The sequence below is a fragment of the Pseudarthrobacter niigatensis genome (genome assembly GCF_030812615.1).
Classification (GTDB): domain Bacteria; phylum Actinomycetota; class Actinomycetes; order Actinomycetales; family Micrococcaceae; genus Arthrobacter; species Arthrobacter niigatensis.
In genome coordinates this window covers 14,712-34,540 of record NZ_JAUSTB010000013.1, presented here as the reverse complement: position 1 = coordinate 34,540, position 19,829 = coordinate 14,712, and the positions used below count along the sequence as shown (strand labels likewise).

18 protein-coding genes and 1 tRNA gene are annotated in these 19,829 nt (G+C 66.6%); 3 read left to right on the top strand and 16 right to left on the bottom strand.

Going from position 1 to position 19,829, the window contains the following annotated elements:
• Window positions 1–6: 6 nt before the first annotated feature.
• Window positions 7–831 carry a phosphatase PAP2 family protein gene (locus tag J2T23_RS16580; RefSeq protein ID WP_307361778.1) on the bottom strand — a complete coding sequence of 275 codons (825 nt, stop codon included), beginning with the start codon at window positions 829–831 and terminating at the stop codon, window positions 7–9.
• A 55-nt stretch (window positions 832–886) separates the two neighbouring features.
• Here J2T23_RS16580 and J2T23_RS16575 point away from each other — a divergent pair, with 55 nt between their 5' ends.
• Window positions 887–1,402, top strand: coding sequence for a nucleoside deaminase (locus tag J2T23_RS16575; protein ID WP_141180750.1), 516 nt, complete (start codon window positions 887–889; stop codon window positions 1,400–1,402).
• 47 nt (window positions 1,403–1,449) lie between these two features.
• On the opposite strand, the gene J2T23_RS16570 is transcribed toward J2T23_RS16575, so the two are convergent.
• The 4 genes from J2T23_RS16570 to J2T23_RS16555 all read right to left on the bottom strand — a co-directional run bounded on the left by J2T23_RS16570 (window position 1,450) and on the right by J2T23_RS16555 (window position 5,621).
• Window positions 1,450–2,568 carry a glycosyltransferase family 4 protein gene (locus tag J2T23_RS16570; RefSeq protein ID WP_307361776.1) on the bottom strand — a complete coding sequence of 373 codons (1,119 nt, stop codon included), beginning with the start codon at window positions 2,566–2,568 and terminating at the stop codon, window positions 1,450–1,452.
• Window positions 2,535–2,930, bottom strand: coding sequence for a 6-pyruvoyl trahydropterin synthase family protein (locus J2T23_RS16565; RefSeq protein WP_141158141.1), 396 nt, complete (start codon window positions 2,928–2,930; stop codon window positions 2,535–2,537). The genes J2T23_RS16570 and J2T23_RS16565 overlap by 34 nt, the downstream gene beginning before the upstream one ends.
• Before the next feature lie 3 nt (window positions 2,931–2,933).
• Entirely contained in the window at window positions 2,934–3,962 is a 1,029-nt protein-coding gene (locus tag J2T23_RS16560; RefSeq protein WP_307361773.1) for a zinc-dependent alcohol dehydrogenase, read from the bottom strand.
• Between the two features lie 69 nt (window positions 3,963–4,031).
• Window positions 4,032–5,621, bottom strand: a complete 1,590-nt coding sequence (locus J2T23_RS16555; RefSeq protein WP_307361771.1) for an HNH endonuclease signature motif containing protein — start codon at window positions 5,619–5,621, stop codon at window positions 4,032–4,034.
• A 109-nt stretch (window positions 5,622–5,730) separates the two neighbouring features.
• Here J2T23_RS16555 and J2T23_RS16550 point away from each other — a divergent pair.
• Window positions 5,731–5,820, top strand: a tRNA-Ser gene (locus J2T23_RS16550).
• 113 nt (window positions 5,821–5,933) lie between these two features.
• Here the strand turns inward: J2T23_RS16550 and J2T23_RS16545 are convergent.
• Window positions 5,934–6,968 (bottom strand): zinc-dependent alcohol dehydrogenase family protein, encoded by a 1,035-nt coding sequence (locus J2T23_RS16545; protein ID WP_141180747.1) that lies wholly within the window; start codon window positions 6,966–6,968, stop codon window positions 5,934–5,936.
• Between the two features lie 440 nt (window positions 6,969–7,408).
• On the opposite strand from J2T23_RS16545, the gene J2T23_RS16540 reads away from it, so the two are divergent.
• Entirely contained in the window at window positions 7,409–7,759 is a 351-nt protein-coding gene (locus J2T23_RS16540; RefSeq protein WP_141180746.1) for a DUF7793 family protein, read from the top strand.
• Window positions 7,760–7,772: 13 nt separating this feature from the next.
• Here the strand turns inward: J2T23_RS16540 and J2T23_RS16535 are convergent, their stop codons facing one another.
• The 10 genes from J2T23_RS16535 to J2T23_RS16490 all read right to left on the bottom strand — a co-directional run bounded on the left by J2T23_RS16535 (window position 7,773) and on the right by J2T23_RS16490 (window position 19,827).
• Window positions 7,773–8,510: a hypothetical protein gene (locus J2T23_RS16535; RefSeq protein WP_307361767.1), complete on the bottom strand. Its 738-nt coding sequence runs from the start codon at window positions 8,508–8,510 to the stop codon at window positions 7,773–7,775.
• 76 nt (window positions 8,511–8,586) lie between these two features.
• Window positions 8,587–10,866 (bottom strand): gluconokinase, GntK/IdnK-type, encoded by a 2,280-nt coding sequence (locus tag J2T23_RS16530; protein WP_307361765.1) that lies wholly within the window; start codon window positions 10,864–10,866, stop codon window positions 8,587–8,589.
• A gap of 31 nt (window positions 10,867–10,897) precedes the next feature.
• Window positions 10,898–12,127: a D-mannonate dehydratase ManD gene (manD, locus tag J2T23_RS16525; RefSeq protein WP_109044767.1), complete on the bottom strand. Its 1,230-nt coding sequence runs from the start codon at window positions 12,125–12,127 to the stop codon at window positions 10,898–10,900.
• Between the two features lie 36 nt (window positions 12,128–12,163).
• Complete coding sequence (locus J2T23_RS16520; RefSeq protein ID WP_307361762.1) at window positions 12,164–13,576, bottom strand: mannitol dehydrogenase family protein; 1,413 nt, start codon at window positions 13,574–13,576, stop codon at window positions 12,164–12,166.
• Window positions 13,573–14,976 carry a glucuronate isomerase gene (gene uxaC / locus J2T23_RS16515; RefSeq protein ID WP_307361760.1) on the bottom strand — a complete coding sequence of 468 codons (1,404 nt, stop codon included), beginning with the start codon at window positions 14,974–14,976 and terminating at the stop codon, window positions 13,573–13,575. Before uxaC ends, J2T23_RS16520 begins: the two co-directional genes overlap by 4 nt.
• A gap of 3 nt (window positions 14,977–14,979) precedes the next feature.
• Entirely contained in the window at window positions 14,980–15,885 is a 906-nt protein-coding gene (locus J2T23_RS16510; RefSeq protein ID WP_307361758.1) for a sugar phosphate isomerase/epimerase family protein, read from the bottom strand.
• Between the two features lie 3 nt (window positions 15,886–15,888).
• Entirely contained in the window at window positions 15,889–17,049 is a 1,161-nt protein-coding gene (locus tag J2T23_RS16505) for a Gfo/Idh/MocA family protein (RefSeq protein ID WP_307361755.1), read from the bottom strand.
• The gene (locus tag J2T23_RS16500; RefSeq protein WP_141158153.1) at window positions 17,046–17,894 is read right to left on the bottom strand and encodes a sugar phosphate isomerase/epimerase family protein; all 849 of its coding nucleotides are present in this window, start codon (window positions 17,892–17,894) and stop codon (window positions 17,046–17,048) included. The genes J2T23_RS16505 and J2T23_RS16500 overlap by 4 nt, the downstream gene beginning before the upstream one ends.
• 2 nt (window positions 17,895–17,896) lie before the next feature.
• Complete coding sequence (locus J2T23_RS16495; protein WP_018762443.1) at window positions 17,897–18,820, bottom strand: carbohydrate ABC transporter permease; 924 nt, start codon at window positions 18,818–18,820, stop codon at window positions 17,897–17,899.
• Window positions 18,817–19,827, bottom strand: a complete 1,011-nt coding sequence (locus J2T23_RS16490) for a carbohydrate ABC transporter permease (RefSeq protein WP_307361751.1) — start codon at window positions 19,825–19,827, stop codon at window positions 18,817–18,819. The genes J2T23_RS16495 and J2T23_RS16490 overlap by 4 nt, the downstream gene beginning before the upstream one ends.
• Between the last annotated feature and the right edge of the window lie 2 nt (window positions 19,828–19,829).

The following is a 19,829-nucleotide window of genomic DNA, read 5'->3' as shown; positions in this document are numbered from 1 at the left end:
AAACTATCATCCGGCGGTGTCCTTGTTGTGGCCTCCGTGGGCGTGCTCACTGCCGCCGTCGCCCCCATGGTGCGCTTCCTCGGCCACCACGTCGCGGACGATTGGACGGTCGAACGACGGCGCCGCACCGGCGTGCTCCCGCCTGCGGACCAGGTGGAACAACCTGTGCGCCAGAATGACCACGCCCACCCACGTCAGGCCGAGCAGCCACCCGGCCATGACATCGGTCAGCCAGTGGTGGCCAAGGAAGACGCGGCTCAGCCCCATGGCGATGATGAACAGCGTGCCGCCCGTGATGGCCGAGACGCGAACCACCGTGGCCTGGAACTGGAGGCAGATCAGGTACACCACCAGGCTGATCACCACGGTGGTATTCAGGGTGTGGCCACTGGGGAATGACGGTGAATCCTCGTAAGGGGGCACGGCGTCCGCGTGGTCCGGGCGGGTGCGGCCCACCAGTTTCTTGCCGAACGTCGTGGCCATGATGGAGACGGCCGCTGCGCCGCCAATCAGGATGAGGGGCCGCCAGTTCCGGCTGAGGAAGGTCAGCCAGGCGGTCAGGATGCTGGCGAGGATGGGCATTCCGATTCCGCCGCCGATATTGGTGAAGCCGGTAACGAACGCATCGAGGCCGGGGCTGCGCAAGCTCTCCGACAGGGCCAGGGCCGGCTTGTCCAGGTTGGCCAGGCCCGCGGAATCCACCACATTGTCGTACACCTCGGCGCCAAGCAAGGCCAGGGATACGATGATCGCACCGCCCACGAGGATGGTGAGGACCAGCGCCGCATAGGGCTTGAACCAAAGACCTAGGCGATCCCGAAGAGTGTCCATGGTGCCTCCCGGCGTCGGTAAGTAACCTGAGTATCCCCGAAACTATCATTGAGCCATGCCGTTGCCCGAAAAGAAACATCATGCCTGGATGGGCCTTGCGTTGGCGGAAGCGCGCCGGGCACTCGCCACGGAGGATGTTCCCATCGGCGCCGTGGTGCTGGGGCCCGACGGCGGGGTCCTGGGTTCCGGCCGGAACCAGCGGGAGGAACTGGGCGACCCCACGGCCCACGCCGAGGTGGTGGCCATCCGGGAAGCGGCGGCCCGGCTGCAGGAACGGGCACGGCTCGGCGGCGGCAGCGGCGACGGCTGGCGGTTGTCTGATTGCACGCTGGTGGTCACGCTGGAACCCTGCGCCATGTGCGCCGGCGCGATCGTCCTGGCCCGGATCCCGCGGGTGGTGTTCGGTGCCTGGGACGAAAAGGCCGGCGCTGCCGGTTCCGTGTTCGACATCCTCCGCGAACGGCGGCTCAACCACTGGGTTGAAGTGTACCCGGGCGTCCGCGAGGAAGAGTGCGCCCTACTGTTGCGGGAGTTTTTCGCGGGACACCGGAGTATCAGCCCGCAGCCGTAGAAGGCCACAGCCCCGGTCCGCAGTCGGCCCGGTCTCCAGTCCCGCTGTCAGTCCCGGGCCCCCAGCAGGGCCAGCACTTCCCGGGCGGTACTGCTCCAGTCCGGTAGCCTCGTCCGCGCCTCCAGCGCTGCTGCGCGCCAGCTTTCGCGGAGAGCGGCGTCCCCAAGCCACCGCCGCAGGACCCCTGCCAGCAGTCCGGGACTTTCCTGTCCCCCGGCCGGCAGCCGCAGCACTGCCCCGGGAAGGCGGGGGCCGCCGTCGGCCGCTGTTAATCCTGCCATGCCCAGGGCCTCCACTGCCCCTGTCTCTTCCCGGACAACGACGGGGATGCCGTGGGCCAGGGACTCGGTGACCACCATTCCGAATGCCTCCGCCCGGGACAGCAACAGGCTGAGGTCGGTCTTCGCCCATTCATTTTCCAGTGTTTCACCGGTCAGCTCGCCGGTGAGCCGGACCCGTTCCTGCAATCCGTGGGCGAGGACGGCGCCCCGGATTTCCTGCGCGTAGGCTTGGTCGGCGCGGTCGGATCCCACCAGGGACGCAGTCCATGGCACGTCCTGGATTTGGGCGAGTGCTTCCACGGCCAGCAGCTGGTCCTTGTTGGGCAGCAAGGCGGCCACCAGGGCCAGGTGCGGGGGCGTTGAACCGCAGGCCTGGGCTGCTGGGACAACTCCGGGCAGGACGACCCGCGCTTGCGGGAGCCCCCGTTTGCGGAGCTCGTTTGCCGCAGACGTGCTGGTGCAGATGACGCCGGCTGCGGCGCGCAAAGCCCTGCCCTCACGTAGAAGGGCCCGGCCGCCTGCATCTTCCGGCACAGGCATATGCACCAGGACCCACGTTTGCCGGCCGGCCTTCGCAGCGAATTCCAGTTCGTCCGGAGCGCCGACGGCCACCAGTCCATCCACGATCGCCACAGGCAGCCCGGGATGTGTTTCCTGGTCCCACGCCCCGAGGAGGGCGCCCAACCGGCGTCGATCGTGTGCGCCGGCATCCGGCCAGGCGCCCTCCACGGCAATGACCTCAACCCCTGCACCCAAGGCCTGGAGGGCGGCAACCAGGCGCGCGTTGTAGACGTTGCCGCCCGAGCTGTGGCGGATGTTGCCGGGGACCAGCAGCCGGATGTGCCGCACGGTCAGGCGGTGAAGTCCAGGGAATAGGCGGCCCACGCGTCCGGATTCTCGCGCAGCGTGACGTCGAGGCCTGCGAGTTCGCGGCCGTCGTCGCTGTCCTTGATCCGGGTGGCGACTTTATTGGCAATGTACTCGGCCAGCGCCTCCGTGGTGCTGAGCTTGCCGTCGAAATCCGGATGCTCGTCCAGGTTTTTGTAGTTCAGGTCGGCAAGTACTTCCTCGATGATGGTTCCGGCGGCACCGATATCCAGGACGATCGCATCATCGTTCAGCGCGCGGCGGCGGAAGGTCACCTCGGCCACGAAAGTGGCCCCATGGAGTCCCTGTGCAGGTCCGAAGGCTTTACGCGGAAGGCTGTGGGCGATCATGAAGTGGCGGCGGACGGTCAAGCTGAACATGGGTTACCTCAAGGTTTCGGAGTCGTGGGCAGCTGGGCTGGTGGCGGGGTATTCGACGACGTGGCACAGGGCTTCCAAGGTACCGTCCGCCAGGCTTTGGACGACGCCGGGCAGGTCTTCGAACCGGGACGAACCTGTCAGGAATGCGTCGAAGACGGGGGCCTTGAGCAGCGACACTGCCAGGTCCAGGCGGTCGGCATTGGTGCGGCGGTGGCGCCGGGCGCGTGCCACGGCACCAACCTGGCTGGCCCTGATGGACAGGCGCCGGGCGTGGAAGTCCTCCCCCAGCGGCACAGTGACTTCCCGGTTGGCGTACCACGACATTTCGATCACGTCACCCTCATCGCCGACCAGCTGCAGGCTGCGTTCCAGTCCCTCCTGCGAAGCCGAGCAGTGGAACACGATGTCGCAGTCGGCCAGGGCTTCGTCCGGGTGTGCGAAGTCCACCCCGAGGGCGTCCGCGAGCTGCTTCCTCCCCGCGTCCAGGTCCACAAGCTGCAGGCGTTGCAGCGGGAAAGTGCGCAGGAGCGTGGCCACCATTCCGCCCACCAACCCGGCACCGACGACGGCGATCCTGTCCCCCAGCCTTGGCCCGGCTTCCCACAGGGCGTTGACCGCCGTTTCCACCGTTCCCGTGAGGACCGCCCGCCGGGAGGGAACGTCGTCGGGAATCCTGGTCAGGGACTCCACCGGGACAACGTAGAGGTCCTGGTGCGGGTTCAGGCAAAACACGCGCTGGCCCTTCCACCCTTCGGGCCCGTCCTCCACGACTCCCACCGACAAGTAGCCGAATTTCACGGGCCCGGGAAACTGGCCTTCCTGATGCGGGGCCCGCATTTCCTCCGCGACCCGCGGCGGCACTGCCCCGGCATGGACCACCATTTCGGTGCCCTTGCTGATGCCGGAGTAGAGGGCACGGACCAGCGCTTCACCGGGTCCCGGGGCGGGCACGTCCTCGGCCCTGAGCTCGCCATGCTCCTTTGCAGTGGTCCAGTATGCGGTGGCGTGGATCGGAGTCTGTGAATTTGTCATCTTGCTGACGAATCTATCCGGACGCGCGTCGGCGGGGAAAGTCCGACGACGCGTGGCGGGTTGATCGCGTCAAGAGACAAGGTGCTTGAGGAGCGCTTCTTCGAGGACGCTTCGCTCTCTGGCGACGCGCAGTTCTTTAGGCACCATTTCTTCGTCTGTCATGTTTTGCCCACGTGACAGGTACCTTTCACCTTTAAAAAATCCAGAGGACCATCCCGGAGGCCATCGTGGTGGTTCCCAGTCTTGGTGTTCGCTTTGGTAGTGGCGGCCTGTGGGTGAGGTCCAGCCGGGTGGTTCGTTCTTGGTGGCGGGGGTGGGTTTCCAGCCCGTGGCGTGTCGGAGTTTGTGGTGCTTCGGGCAGGGCTGTCCCAGGTTGCTGATTCCGGTGGTGCCGCCCTTGGCCCAGGCGAGGATGTGATCGGCATCGTTGTCCAGGGAGTTGTTGCTGCACCCCGGGAACGGACACTTCCCGTCCCGCATCCGCAACCACGCCCGCATCGGACCTGTCACCCGGTAACTCGTCCGGCCGATCTCCAACGGGGCCCCGTCCCGCGGGTCCACCAACACCCGGTAAAACGACCCCGCCCCGGAGGCCACCAGCTCCCGTGCCATGGACGGCGGAACCGGCCCGTACCCGTCCAGCACCGCCGGCTCGTCCGTCAGGCCCAGCAGCGAGAACACCGGAACCGTCACCAGCACCTGCGCCCGGACCGGCGACAGCACACGGTCCCGGACAGCACCCACACCCCCGGTGGAGCTGCCACTCGCACCCGCACCGCCGCAGGAGCTGCCGCTCGCGCCTTCGGTCAAACCGCGACTGCCGCTTGCACGGGTGTCGCTGGCGCCGGTGCCGTTGGTGAGGATCGCGTCGGCGAAGGTGTCGGCCCGGAGCTGGGTCAGGGTCCTGCCCTCGCCGGGGCCCTGCAGGCCCCGGGCGGTCGCGGTGAGCCGGTTCCACCCGGCCAGGGCCTGGTCCGCGGGAAGATACGCGGAGAGCCAGGCCATCCCGTCCTGGTCCGCCCGGAACTCCACCCGCCGCTCCGCGACCCCATTGGCGTGGCGTGCCTCGATGCTCTCGGCGTGGTGGCGTTCCCGCCAGGTCCGGGCCTTGGCCTTGAACCGGTGCGCCGGCAACGCACCCACCGGGCAGCCCCGCGCCGGGTCCGCGGCGCCCGGGTCCAGGAAATGGGCTTCCAACGCCGCCGCCCCCGCAGCATCAAGGCAGGCTGTCTCGTCCGCCATCACCACCGCGTGGCCCCAGGAGATCACCCCGGCCTGCAACGCCGACAAGGTCAGCGGCAACGTGGCAACAACGGCGTGCGAGGCCGTCAGGAACGACGACGCGGCCCGCGGACCCAGAGCCAACACGCACCCGATCTCCGCCGCGACCGCCATCTCCCGCGCACGCACCGGCACATCCGGCCCCGCAACCACGTCGGCGCTCTCCGCATACCCAACCGCAGCCCTGGCCTTCAGGCCAGCGAACCCGGCCTCCACCTCCCGGGCACCGGCCAGAATGTCCAGGCACCCAGCCGCCACACCAGCCAACGGATCAGCCGCAGAAAACGGCTCCACACCAGCCCCGTCCACCTCAGCATTCAGCACAGCCAGGGCAGCACAGATCTCCCCAAACGCCCTCACCACCGCCGCTTTCCCCATAAACCCATCATGACAAGGGGGTACGACAATCAATACGGGGGCCGGAGCACTGGCTGGGTGTGCGCACGTTTTGGGGATGCAGGCCTTGCTCCGGTACCCTATTGAGGTTGGTGACGTGTCCGAGCGGCCGAAGGTGCAACACTCGAAATGTTGTTTGGTGTAAAAGCCAACGTGGGTTCAAATCCCACCGTCACCGCCACGTAGAAAGGCCCTGCTTCACTTGCAAAAGAGAAGCAGGGCCTTTCTTCATTCCGGGAGGTGCCCCGATGGCGCTGCAACGTGACCTACCGCCCGGTGTCCGCGCCGAATGCGTCAGCGCGTCGGATCGATCATCGTCATGCCCGCGAGCTTCGCGGTGTCCAGCCGGGGCAGCATTTCGGCAGCTTCGTCCATCCCAATGACGCGTTCGATCAACTTCTGGGGTTCAAGTGCCCCCGACTCAATCAAGGCGAGCATTCCGGGATAGTCCGCGGCGGCCATCCCGTGGCTTCCAAAGACGTCCAGTTCCCAGGCGATCACGCGCGCCATGGGCACACGGGGGTGGCCTTCCACCGGCGGCAGGAGCCCGATCTGGACGTGCCGGCCCCGGCGGCGCAGGCTCAGGAGTGCGTCGGCGCACGTCTGCTCGCTGCCGACGGCGTCGACTGAGACATGGCCCCCTCCCGTGAGTGCGTGCACCTGGGCTGGAATGTCTGAACCGGCTGCAGTTAGGACATGGTCCGCGCCGAGGCGCGCAGCCACCTCAAGGGCGGCCGGGTTCCGGTCAACAGCGATCACATTGCCGCCGAGGGCCTTGGCGATCATGACGGTGCTGAGCCCCACGCCGCCTGCCCCGATGACGGTAACCCATTCATCGGCGTTGAGGCCGGCCCGTCCGGTCAGAGCCCGGTAAGCGGTGGCAAACCGGCAGCCCAGGCTGGCGGCAGCCTCGAAGCTGACCCCGTCGGGAACTGCCACAAGGTTGGTGTCGGCAGCGTGGATTACTACCTGCTCGGCGAAGGAACCCCAGTGAGTAAAGCCTGGCTGTTGCTGCTGCGGGCAAACCTGCGCATTGCCGGCGAGGCACCACTCGCAGCCGCCACATCCTTCCACGAAGGGCGCGGTGACGCGGTCGCCGGCCGTCCACTTCGTCACTCCCGGGCCGACACTGGCAACGACTCCGGCGAACTCGTGTCCCGGGACGTGCGGCAGCGCTATGTCGTCGTGACCGGCCCAAGCATGCCAGTCGCTGCGGCAAAGCCCCGTGGCAACGACGCTGATGACGACGCCGCCCACCGGCACCTCAGGTTCTCCAACCTCCCGGACGGCCAGCGGCCCAGCTATCTCATCCAAGACAATCGCGCGCACATGACCTCCACATATCGACGTTGTGCCGCCCACGTGCTTGAGCGGCTCAGGCCGACATCTTCCCATGTGGGCCCGATGCGTTGAAAACCTCCCCAAGACGATGTATTGGCCGCAGCGTGCTGCCAGGGGACCGTCGTCGGGCCTGTCCCAACTGCGCGTCGGCCCCCTGCCTTGGAAGGCCACTGCCGCCCAATAGCCGACGTGGGCGTTCTGGAAGGAACCCCGGACGATCGGCCCAGGGTCAGGACGCCTGGAGGCCTTCACTACACATCAGCGAAGCGGACGGTGCAGCTCACGCCTCAGGTATAACCGCTGGTCAACCGATTGTCGCAGCCATCAGGCAGAATAAGCCCAAGGAGTCAGGTGTCCGGAAGACAAGCGCTGAATGAGAATCCAGGACGGGAATGAACGAATACTTTGCTGCCTCTTGCGATAGGGGCGTGCTGCAGTTGGAGTGGAACCCCGGCGTCCACATAACGTACGACCTTGCGGTACGTGCTGCCCGGGTCCTGGAAGGCCTCAGCGTTGGCCTGATGCTGCCCGTTCTGGTGGATCTCGCGGGAGTTGCCGGGCTGACGCCGGAGGCCAGGGCCGGCATGAACGCCTACCGCGGGTTTTCCGCCGTCGCCCTGGTCGGGGACGGACCCACGGGCAAAGTGGTGGCCGCGTTTTCCCAGCGGTCGCTGACTCCCACGGCCTACTTCACCGACCGGAGCGAGGCATTGCATTGGCTATCGGAGCAGGCCGCCCCAACCGGGATGCCAGGCAGGGCCACGCAGGCAGAGCCTTGAGGGCCTGCTGAGGTCAGAGCAGTGTCGACGGCGACGGATTCCTTAGTGCCCCGCCCTCGGCGCGCTTTTTGACGCCAAGCAGCATGGCACGGTCCATGACAAGGTAGCCGGGCCGGAGCAGGAAGTCCGTCACGCGAAGACCGAGTGGCCGCCCGGGGCCCGTCAGCGTCCGAAGCAGCAGCCTGGTACCTGAAGGGCCGGCGTCGTGCAGCACGAACTGCCACGTACCGGTCACTGTTCCGGGCGGGGCACCCGGGCTGGAATCCAGGACGAGGTGGCGGTCCTGAGCCAGGTCCACTACACGCGGCCCGCGCCGCCCGCCCGGGTAACCACCAGGTGTGAAGGCGATGATGTCTCCCACCTTCAGGTCCTGCCACTCTGGATGCACCCGCTCCGCATTGCTAACGCCCAGGCGGAGCAACCCGTTCTCCACCCAGGTGTAGGAGTACAGGCCCGCACGGTCCACCCCCATCTGCACGAGCCATGGCCAGACCTGGCCAGGGCGTGCGGCGACGGTAACCGCCATGGTCCAGACGTCGTCGGCGTCGGGAATCAGTTCGTCGCCCGGAAGCGGCGCAGTCTTTTCAGGCCCGGTGGCACCCCATGTCCGCAGGACCCGCGGCAAGAGACCATGCGTGGACAGACCGGTTGCGACGGCGGCCGCAAGGAAACCGCGAAGCCGGCGTCGCTGGGGGCCAGGCCCGGATTGTGGACCGGAACGGACACCGAGACCCGCCGCTGTGCCGCCCATGGCACTCCTCCTCTTGGTTCCAGGGATGCCTCGAGGCTACAAACGGACACCCCGAGGCCCCCAGAGTCCAAAGCCCCTACAGCCGGGTGTCGAAGGACCCGCAGAACACGTTCTCGTTGAACGTCCCTTGGAACTCGGACTTCCCCTGGATCTTCTCCACGGCAGCCCGGATCGCTTCCCGTGTCCCGGTGTGCGCGTGGATGGCTGTCTTGACCATGGGTACGTCGATCAGGTGGTTCGGCTGATTGAGGGAGACGAACACGGTGGGCACCTCCGTGACGTACCAGGGAATTTCCGCCGCCATTGGCGATGACCACTTGATCCGGATGGCTGCCTCCTGCGCGAAGCCCTTGACGTTGGCAAAGACAAACGCAGCATCGTACTTCTCCGCGTAATTCCCAGTAGCCTCTTCGGAGATGATGGACATGAAGTTCACCCCGGTCTCCCCCGCCGCTTCGCGCTGTTCAGCCGTCCGGAACAAGGACACCTCGAATCCGGCAACCTCGAGTTCCTCCTTGACCACCTCCAGGTAGGCCAGCGGGTCGGCGCGGGTGAAATCGGACCCGCCTGAGATTCCGTACAGGCGGATCCTGGGATGGGTCTGCGGAGTGATGGGCAGATTTCCCGCGGTGTCTTTGACCAGGGTCACGGTCTTGTCGGCGATCTCCGCAGCCACCGAACGGTGCGCAGCGGATCCAATGACGGCAAGCGCCTCCGACGGCGGCACGAGCTGGTCAACAGGCTTGAGGTGCAGGCCCAGCGACGCCTTCAGGCCGAGTATGCGCCGCAGGGCGTCGTGCAGCCGCTGCTCGGTGATGACGCCCGACTTGTAGCCGTCCAGCATGTACTGGAAGTCCTCGGCCGGGTTCCGGAAGAAGAGGAACATGTCGCAGCCGGCGGCGATCGTGGCAGGCACCAGGTCCCTGCGTTTCTTCGCCTGCGTGAGGCCCACCATCTGCGAGGCATCCGTGAGGACCAGCCCGTTGAAGCCTAGTTCCCCGCGCAGCAGGTCCTGCAGCAGTTCGGGTGAGAGCGTGGCCGGCAGGATCTCCGTATCGGACAGTTCCGGCCGGAAACGCCGGGAAACCTCCGGCGCCCCGATGTGGCCCACCATGATGGACTGCACTCCGTGCGCGATCATTTCCCGGTACACGTGCCCGTAGGTCCGGTCCCATTCCTCATAGGGGAGGGTGTTGTAGGAGGTGACCACGTGCTGGTCGCGCTCGTCGATTCCGTCGCCCGGGAAGTGCTTCATGGCGCAGGCCGTGGGTGATTCGCTGATGCCGTCGAAGTATTCTTTGGCGCGTTCCACCACGATTTCCGGGGTATTGCCGAAAGAACGCGTGGAAATGACGGTGTTCCGCCAGTTGTAGTGGATGTCCACGATCGGCGCGAAAGCCCAGTTACAGCCCAACGCCGCGGTCTCCACCCCGGCCACCTGCCCCATTTGCCGGGCAATATTCTTGTCCGGGTGCGAGCCGGCCTGGAGGTGCGTCGAGACGAAAGTGCCGTCGTCGCAGCTGCCGGCTCCGCCCATCTCCGGGTTGGACGCGATCAGCAGCGGAATCCGGGTCCTGGTCTGGGCGTAGCGGATGTGTTCCTGCACGGCCGCGGAAGGTCCCGGACGGTACCGCATGCCGCCCACGTGGTACGTGTCCAGCACGCCGTCGAGGTACTCGGGTGAGTAATCGTTGTTGTGGTTGATGAACAGCTGCCCGATCTTTTCCTCGAGCGTCATGGCACCCAGGGTGGCCTCCACCCAGGCGATGGCGTCGGCGTCGAGATTGAACGGCGCGGCGGCAAGGTCGACGTCGAACCGCCGGGAAGCAGTGCCATGGGTTCCCTTGGGTGAAGGTACGACGGCGGAGATCCCCTTGAGTGCCTGGGCCACCACGTCCGGAACCGGCGCGGCGATGTCCACAACGACCCCGCGTTCATCCTCCTGCAGCGGTTCCAGGGTGGCCAGCTGTGAGTCCAGCAGCGCGGGAGGCATGAAGTGTCCGGTGCGGCCTTCCGTCCGGGCCTTCAAGACCTCTTTGCTGCCATTCAGGTGCAGGAAAATGGTGTCCGGAGCCTGTTCCCTGATGGCGTCGCGGTAGCTGCGGCGAAGGGCCGAACAGGCGAGGACCAGTCCGCCGTCGCCTGCCTTGGCAAGCTCGGCACCCACGGTTGCGAGCCAGGGCCACCGGTCCTCGTCCGTCAGGGGCGTGCCGGCAGCCATCTTGGCGACATTTTCCACAGGATGCAGGGAATCGCCGTCCAGGAACGGGATGCCCAGTTCGCGGGCCACGAGATCGCCGATGGTGGTCTTGCCGCTGCCGGAGACGCCCATGACGATGATTCGGATCTTGCTCATCGGGTGCTTTCCTTACCAGTCGCGGCCAGCCTCACCAGTCATGCACCGTGCCGTCGACCAGGCGGTTGTAGGGCAGGTACGCCTGCTGGTAGGGATAGGCGGCGGCGGCTTCCTCGTTGAATTCGACGCCGATGCCGGGCTTGTCGCCGGGGTGCAGGTAGCCGTCAGTGAAGGTCATGGACTGCTCGAAGACTTCGTTGGTCTTGTCCGAGTGCTGCATGTATTCCTGGATGCCGTAGTTGTGGATGGCAAGGCCCACATGCAGCTGCGCGGCGAAGCCCACGGGGGAAATATCCGTGGGGCCGTGGAAGCCTGACTTGATCTGGTACTGCGCCGCGAAGTCCATGACCTTCTTAAGCGGCGAAATCCCGCCGAAGTGCGTGGACGCTGCCCGGACGTAGTCGATCAGCTGTTCCTTGATCAGCGTCTGGAAGTCGAACACGGTGTTGAAGATTTCACCGATCGCCAGCGGTGTGGTGGTGTGCTGGCGGACCAGGCGCAGGCCTTCCTGGTTCTCCGCCGGGGTGCAATCCTCAAGCCAGAACAGGTCGTAGGGCTCCAGTGCCTTGCCCAGTTTCGCGGCCTGGATGGGCGTCATCCGGTGGTGTCCGTCATGCAGCAGCGGGATCTCGGGGCCGAACTCGTTCCGGACAGCCTCGAAGACCGTGGGCAGGTGCCGCAGGTAGGCGCGGGTGTCCCAGTCCTCTTCCTGCGGGAATGCTCCCCTGCCGGCGGGCTCGTAGTCATACCGTTCCCCCGACGCCTGCGCTTGGGCAGCCACGCCGTAGACGGCTTTGATCCCCGGGATGGCGGTCTGGATCCGGATGGATTTGTAGCCGAGTTCCAGGTGTTCCCGTACGGAATCGAACAGCGACTCGATGTCCGAACCGGACGCGTGGCCATAGGCGCGCAGCCCGTTCCGGGACGCCCCGCCCAGCAGCTGGTACACGGGAAGCCCGGCAACCTTGCCCTTGATATCCCAAAGCGCCATGTCCACGGCGGCGATGGCCGCCATGGTGACCGGGCCACGACGCCAGTAGGCGCTCCGGTACAGGAACTGCCAGGTGTCCTCGATCCGGTGCGGGTCCTTGCCGATGAGCAGCTGCGCGACGTGCTCCTTCAGGTAGGCGGCGACGGCGAGCTCGCGGCCGTTCAGGGTGGCGTCGCCGATGCCCGTCACGCCGTCGTCCGTGGTGATCCGGAGGGTCACGAAGTTTCGGGTGGGGCTGGTAACGAACACATCGGCGGCAATGATTTTCATGGGACTAACTGTTCCTTCCGGAAGTAAAAGCGGGTTTCAGGTACTTGCAGGGGTGGCGGCCGGGGTCGTTGCGAAGGATCCGAGCAGCCGGGAAACAAGGGCGACGACGCCAGGGTCCTCTGCGAGGGCAGCGCTGACGAGGCGAAGCAAACCCTGCACCCGATTGGTGCCGTCAAGTGCCACAGCAGCCTGGATTTCGGCGGCGAGCGGATCCTGGAAGTCGTTTCCCGCGGTGACGTAGTCAATCCAGGCGGCAAGCATCAAAGCGCTGCCTGCGCCACTGCGGCCGTCGGCCCGTTCCGCCGCCATCACGGGTACCGCCCGCATGCGCAGCTTGGTGGTGGCATCGGCCGCGATCTGTGCGAGCCGGTGGGCGATGCGCTCGTTTCCGAAGCGTTCCAGCAGGGCCCGGCGGTACGTCGGGATGTCCAGTCCTTCCCCCTGCAGGTGGTGGGCTGCCTCGTCCCAGAAGTCCTCCACGGCTTTCCGGCAGAGGGGGTCTGCCAGGGCGTCCGCCACGGTGGCATGCCCGCGGAGCTGTCCCGCGTAGGCAAGGATGGAATGCGAGCCGTTGAGGAGCCACAGCTTCCGGTTCTCATAGGGCTCGATGTCACCGACCACGACGGCGCCGGCCTCCTCCCAGCGGGGACGCCCGGCCGGGAAGTCCCCGCTGAGTACCCAGTTCCGGAAAGGTTCAGCCACCACCGGCGAATTGTCGCTGTAACCGCATTGCTCTTCCACCTCTGCGATGTCCGCCTCGGTGGTCCGCGGCGTAATCCTGTCCACGGACGTGCTGACAAAGCTGACGTTCGCCTCGATCCACCCGGCCAGCCCGGAACCCCATCCGGAGGCCAGTCCCAGGACGGCCCGGCGGGCAACTTCACCGTTTGCGGACAAGTTGTCGCAGCTGACGACGGCGATGGGTCCTGAGCCGCTGTCCCGGCGCCTGGCAAGGGCCAACACCAGGCGCCCCAGCGGCGTGCCGGGCACTCCGGCCTCCCCGGACGCTGCTGCCGACAGCGCCCGGAGGTCATCCGCGGCGCCTGGAGTGCCGGCGTCGAACGTTCCATCCGCGGCCAGCCCGTAGGCCGCCTCGGTGATGGTCAGCGTGACCACCGCCGTCTCCTTCGCCGCGACAAGCTCGCAGAGCCGTGCGGTGTTGGCGCCGTCCACCGCTTCCACAATGCTGCCGATGACTTCGAAGCTGTCCCCGCCGGCCGACCGTTCCACCAGCGTGTAGAGGCAGTCCTGGCGGGACAGCGCTGCCGCGGCGTCGGGGCGGCGGCCCGTGAACGCCGCGATCCCCCACTCCGCCGCGTCCGGGGCGTGCTGGGTATACCAGGCCTGGTGGGAGCGGTGGAACGCCCCCAGCCCAAGGTGCACGATGCGCACCGGAGGCTTGGGCAGCGGCTTCAGGCTGCGGTTGAGTGCCAGCGGCGCGGCGTTCACAGCTTGAACACCCGCCGGGGTGACGCGTCCACGATGTCCACGATAAGTTCGTGCGCCCGTTCCTCGGTGACCCGGTGTTCAGCAACCAGCCTGGCCAGGAAGGACGCCTCGATTCGCCGGGCGGTGTCATGCCGGGCCGGAATGGAGCAGAAGGCGCGGGTGTCATCGATGAACCCGGAGGACCGCGAGAAGCCAGCCGTCTCCGTCACCGCCGAGCGGAACCGCAGCATGGCGTCCGGGGCATCCAGGAACCACCACGGCGCACCGAGGTACACCGATGGGTAGAACCCGGCCAGCGGGGCCAGCTCCCGGGAGAAGACGGTCTCGTCCAGGGTGAACAGCACCAGGTGGAAGTCCTTGGCGGTCCCGAAGTCCTGGAGCAGCGGCCGGATGGCTTCGGTGTAGTTCACCGCCACCGGGATGTCGTGCCCGGTATCGGCGCCGAAGGCCTCGAACGTGGGTGCGTGGTGGTTCCGGAAGGAGCCCGGGTGGATGGTCATGACCAGCCCGTCCTCCACCGACATCCTGGCCATCTGGTACAGCATGTGGGCTTCGAAGGCGTCCCTGTCCCGGGCGCTCGCCTGGCCCGTCCTGCCGCGCTCAAAAAGCCGCTCGGCCTCGCCGTCGTCCAGTTTCAGGGTGGCAGGCGTGAACACGCCGTGGTCGGCGGAGACGGCGCCGCGCTCCACGAAGTGCCGGCGCCGCGACTCAAGTGCCTTGATGTACCCGGCGTAGCCGGTGGCACCCTCCCCCGCAGAGCCGAGGAGGCGTTCCACGTTCTCCTGCCAGGCCGGATGTGCCATGTTCAAGTACTGGTCCGGCCGGAAGGTGGGCAGCACCCGGCCTGCAAAGGCGGGGTCCGCCTGCAGCGCAGCGTGGCTGTCCAGTGAGTCCAGTGGATCATCCGTGGTGGCGAGCACCTCGATGTTGAATTCCTTGAACAATTCCCGTGGCCGGAAACCGGGCTCGGACAATTTGGCTTGCAGTGCATCGTAGAGTTGGTCCGCGTTCTGGCCGGACGGTTCCTCGGCCAGGCCGAAGACGTGGGCGAACTCCTGGCGGATCCAGTACCCGGAGGCGGTTCCCTCGAAGGCGGGCCATGCTTCACAGAAGTGCCGCCACACCTGCCGCGAGTCTGCCGGCTGGTTGCCCAGGCCCAGCTGGTCCATGGTCGCCCCGCCGGCGTGGATCAGGCGGGTGACGTAGTGGTCCGGAGTGACCAGGAGTGCGGCCGGGTCCGGGAACGGGGTGTTTTGTTCGATGACCGCCGCGTCGACGTGCCCGTGCGGGGAGATGATGGGGAGCCCTTCCACCCGGGAGAAGAGCGCGCGGGCAATGTCCCGGACCCCGGGATCGGCGGGCAGGAGCCGGTCCGGGTGGTCCGCTATGGTCTGCGCCATGGCTCAACGCCTCCCGGCTGCGACATTGAGCCCAGCCAGGGCGGCCGTGGCGCGGAGGTACTCGAGGTTCCCGGCGGTTCGTTCGGCCAGCGGCAGCTCAGTGGAAAAGTCCTCCACGGTCACCCAGCCGTCGTATCCGAAGGCGGCGAGCGCCTTGAAGTACTGCAGTACGCTGCCCTGGCCCGCGCGCAGGGGCGCCCACTCGTTCCTGAAAATGGCTGCCCCTGATTCGTCGGTCTCGCCGCTGTCCACCCACACCGCGTTCTTCACGTGTACGTGCGCCAGGTAATCGCCCAGGAGTTCGAAGGCGGGGAGGTAGTCCTCCTGCCCTTCGATCAGCAGGTTTCCCAGGTCATGGATGACGCCGACGTGCCGGGGGTCCAGGCCGTCCAGGAGCCGCAGCGCCGATGATGCCGATGCGGTGATGGTGCGGTGGTGCAGCTCCACGAGCGCCTTCACCCCGTGGTGCGCCGCCCGCTCGGCAATCCATTCGAAATCGCGGCGGGCAGCGGCGAAGAGCTCCGGGTACGGGGTGCCGCTGGCCGGTTCGTTGCCCCAGGCTGCGGTTCCGAGCGGCGGCGTGGTCACCCGCACCTGGCCGGCTCCGAGCTTGGCGGTGGCGGCGAGCATGCGGTCCACATCACCGTGGTTGTCGCACCGCGCGTACCCGCCGATGCCGGAGAACTCCAGGCCGGCGTCGCTGGTAATGGCGGCGATCCGGTCCAGGTGGTCTTCCATTCCGGCCAGCGGCACGGTGGCTTTGTTCCCGGCCCAGAAGCCGGGCTCGGGGGCGTCGCCCTGGTCCGTGATGCGCCATTCGACGCCGTCCCAGCCCTGGCCGGCCAGCTGCTGGACGGCATCCTCGGGGGTCCACTCGGGGGTTGATGCGGTAAATACTGAAAACTTCATGGCTCAGGCGCTTTCTGCCGCGGTGCCGGTGCGGACTTCGAGGTCGTTGTACTTGCCTGCCAGGACATCCTCGAAGAGGACGGGCTGGCCGAGGGTGGCCGAGACGTACACCGAACGCACCGCGGCCAGGGCATTGACGGCGTCGCTGACGGTTACGCCGGGCTGTTTCCCACCGGCGATGGCGGCCAGGATGTCCCGGTACTGACGGACGTGGCCGGCCGGGTACACGGTGGGATCGGCTGCTTTGTAGTCTTCCTCGGGGTACTTGGCCAGTTCTTCCTCCGCCTGGTTGCCGCCGCCCTGGAGTCCCATGTCCGCCGAGGCACCGCCTGCGGCCCTGCTGTGGAAGTACTCCAGCCGGTCGTTGTCCACCACGGCCGAGCCCTCGGAGCCCATGAGCTGCACGCGCACGGTCAATCCCGGGTAGGCGGCAGTGGTGGCGTGAAGGACGGCCAGGCCGCCGTTCTCGAAGGTCACGGTGGCTACTGCCGTGTCCTCCACTTCGATGCGTTCGTGCGCGAGGCGGGCGGTGTGCGCGAAGATTTCCACCGGCCGTCCCATGAACCACAGGAGCAGGTCCACGGTGTGCACGCCCTGGTTCATGAGGGCGCCGCCGCCGTCCATCGCCCACGTGCCGCGCCAGTCGCCGGAGTCGTAGTAGCCCTGGCTGCGCCACCACGCCACCGAGGCGATGGCGGACGTCAGTTTGCCGAAGCGCCCATCGGCGATGGCCTGGGACACCGCCACGCTGGACTGGTCGAACCGGTGCTGGCTGATGACCGAGGCAACGACGCCCTTGCCGGCTGCTTCCTTCGCGGCTGCCTCGATTTCCTGGGCCCGGCTGAGGTCCACGTCGAGGGGCTTTTCGATGACCACGTGCTTGCCTGCCGCCAGCACCTCGAGGCTTTGCTGGATGTGCAGGCCACTGGGAGTCGCCAGTGCCACGAGGTGGATGTCTTCATTGGCGAAGGCCTCGGCCTGGGTGGTGTACAGGGCCGGCCGTGTACCGCCCTGCTGTTCGATGAAGTCTGCGAGTGCTTCGGCGGCTGCCGGGATGGCATCGATGAGGGCGACAATGCGGACTTCCGGGAATTCGCGGAGGGCTACGGCGTGGGTGCGGCCAATGACGCCGCACCCGGTGATGGCTGCGTTCAAGGTGCTCATGCGGTCTGGACTCCTGCTTCTGCGGTGACTTTGGCGAAGGCGCGTGCTGCGATGCCGAAGGCCGTGGGGCCGGAGAATCCGCCCAGGCCGTGGGCACCTGCCAGGTGCGGCTCAAGGGAAGCGAAGCCTTCGTAGCCGTCGGCTTTGAGCGCCTCCACGGTCTTCAGGACGTCCCCGTCTCCTTCGCCGGCAGGCACCACGTGGCCGTTGGCGAAGAGGGCATCCTTGACCTGGAGGTATTCCAGGTGCGGCCGCAGCTTTGCGTATCCCTCGTCGAAGGGCTTGACGCCCACCTGGACGAAGTTGGCGGCGTCCCAGGCCACTTTCAGGGCTGGTGAGTCCACGGTCTCGATGATGTCCAGCACACGGTCCGGGACGTCCCCAAAGATGTCTTTTTCGTTTTCGTGCAGGAGGATCACGCCGGCTTCCTCAGCGACATCGGCCAGGGCCCGCATACGTTCCATGACGTCATCCCGGATGCTGTCCACCTGGACTGACTCGCCGTAGTAGAAGGAGAAGATGCGGATGTACTTCGCGTCCAGCACCCTGGCTGCATTGACTGCCCGGCGCAGCCGCTCCACCTCATGCTCCACCGGGAGGCTGACGTCCACCTTTCCAATGGGCGAGGCAATGGCCGAGACCTTCATGCCTTTATCTGCCAGGAGGGCGGCAAGTGCCTGCAGCTGCCCGTCGCTGAGGTCCACGATGTTGGTTCCCCATGCGCTGCGGACCTCGATGTGGTTGGCGCCGAGGGCCTGCAGCACGGCTATCTGGACTGCGGGGTCGTCGTCGATTTCGTCGCCGAAGCCTGACAGCTGCCACGTGACCTGGGTGGTCGAAACCATGGTTATTTAACTCCTCCGGCGGTCAGCCCGCCTACTAGGTAACGCTGGAAAATCAGGTAGAGAATGACCACCGGTGCTGCACACACCAGGGCTGCGGCCATCATCTGGCCGTAGTAGGGAATGGCGCCGCCTTCCTGCGAGGCCCCAAAGATTTGCAGGGCGACGGCGGCGGTCTGGCTTTCGGGGCGCGTCATCACCGAGGCGAACAGCACGTCGTTCCAGCCGAGCAGGAAAGCGAAGATGCCGGAGACGACGATGCCGGGCCAGCTCAGGGGCAGGACGATGCGGAAGAGGACGCCGAGGTTGGACGCGCCGTCGATCTTGGCTGCTTCCTCCAGCTCCTTGGGGAGCCCGCGGAGGTAGGTGACCATCACCCAGGTGGAGAACGGCATGGCGAAGGTCAGGTACGTCACGAACAGGCCCCACTGGGTTCCGATCACCTGGATGCCGAGGTAGGTTGCCGCCGAGGAAAAGAGCACGAACACCGGCAGCACCATCAGGGTTCCCGGGACGGACTGCAGTGCCAGCAGGCCGCGCAGGATGCTGAGCCTGCCACGGAAGCTGTACCGGACCAGGACGAACGCGGTGGACACGGACAAGGCCGCCGATACCACGGCGGTTGATCCGGCCACCAGGACACTGTTGGTCAGGCCGGTGGCAAGGCCCACGCTGGTCCAGATCTTCGAGTAGTTCTCGAACGTCACCGACGACGGCCAAAACTCGCCGTTGGCAACCCCGATGTCCGAGTTCACCGATGCCAGGAAGATGTAGAGCACCGGAATCAGGACGAGTGCACCCAGGAAGACAAGGATGATGACCAGCAGGGGGCCGGGCAGGAGCCGCAGCACCTCGTGCTGGCGGTGTGAGCCCGGACGGTCGACGTCCGCGGTCGGCGCGCTCCGGCGCCCGGCGATGGTGGCGCTCATTTCTTCGCTCCTGGGGTGTCGGCGTCGTCAAGCTTCACGGCGCGGAGGTAGACGAACAGCGGGATGGCGATGAGCACCAGGGAGATGAAGGCCATCGCAGCACTCAGGCCAAAGCGGAAGCTCTGGAAGCTGGTGACGTAGGTCAGGATGGGGAGGACTTCCACGTCCGACGGAGCCGGGACGCCGAACAGCACGAACGGAAGGGTGAAGTTGTTGATGTGGTGCAGCATTCCGATCAGGAAAGCCAAGGCCAGCGGTCCCTTCAGGTACGGGAAGATCACGTAGCGGAGCTTGTTCCACCACAACGCCCCGTCCAGGGCTGAGGCCTCGTGCACCTCGTGGTCCACGGACTGCAGGCCGGACAACGCCAGCAGGTAGATGAACGGCCAGGAAGCCCAGATCTGGACCAGTACCAGTGTCCAGAACGTTTGCGGCCCGTTGAGCCAGAGTCCCACGTGGATTCCCACGGTGGCCTGGGCTTCGTCCACGATGCCGCCGGGCTGGAGCATGGTCCGCCAGACGGTTGCCACCACGAAGGACGGCAGGACATACGGGATGAGGAACACCGAACGGATCAGGGCGCGGCCCTTGAAGGCGTTCTGGGTTGCCACGGCAGCGGCAATGCCCAGCGGCAGGGTCACAACCATGGCAAGCAGCGAGTAGCTGACGCTGAGCCACACGGCATGCAGCAGCGGCGAGTTCGTGACGGCTTCAACGAAGTTTTCGGCTCCGATGATTGGTGCACTGACCCACTTCCGCAGCGTGTACTGGTCCAGGTTGAGGATGGACATGTAAATGCCCAGCAGCAGCGGTACCACGATGATGATGATCATCAGGACCCCGCCGGGGATCAGCATCCAGAGCGGGCGGTTCCGCTCGCTCAGGCCCTTGCGCCGCAGGCCGTCTCTGGGGCCGGGCTGCTGCCCGGCGTCATTGGCGGCCCGGGGCGCCCGGCCTGCGGCGGATTCCACCGCAGGCCGTACTTCATGGGAGGCGTCGGTTGACATCA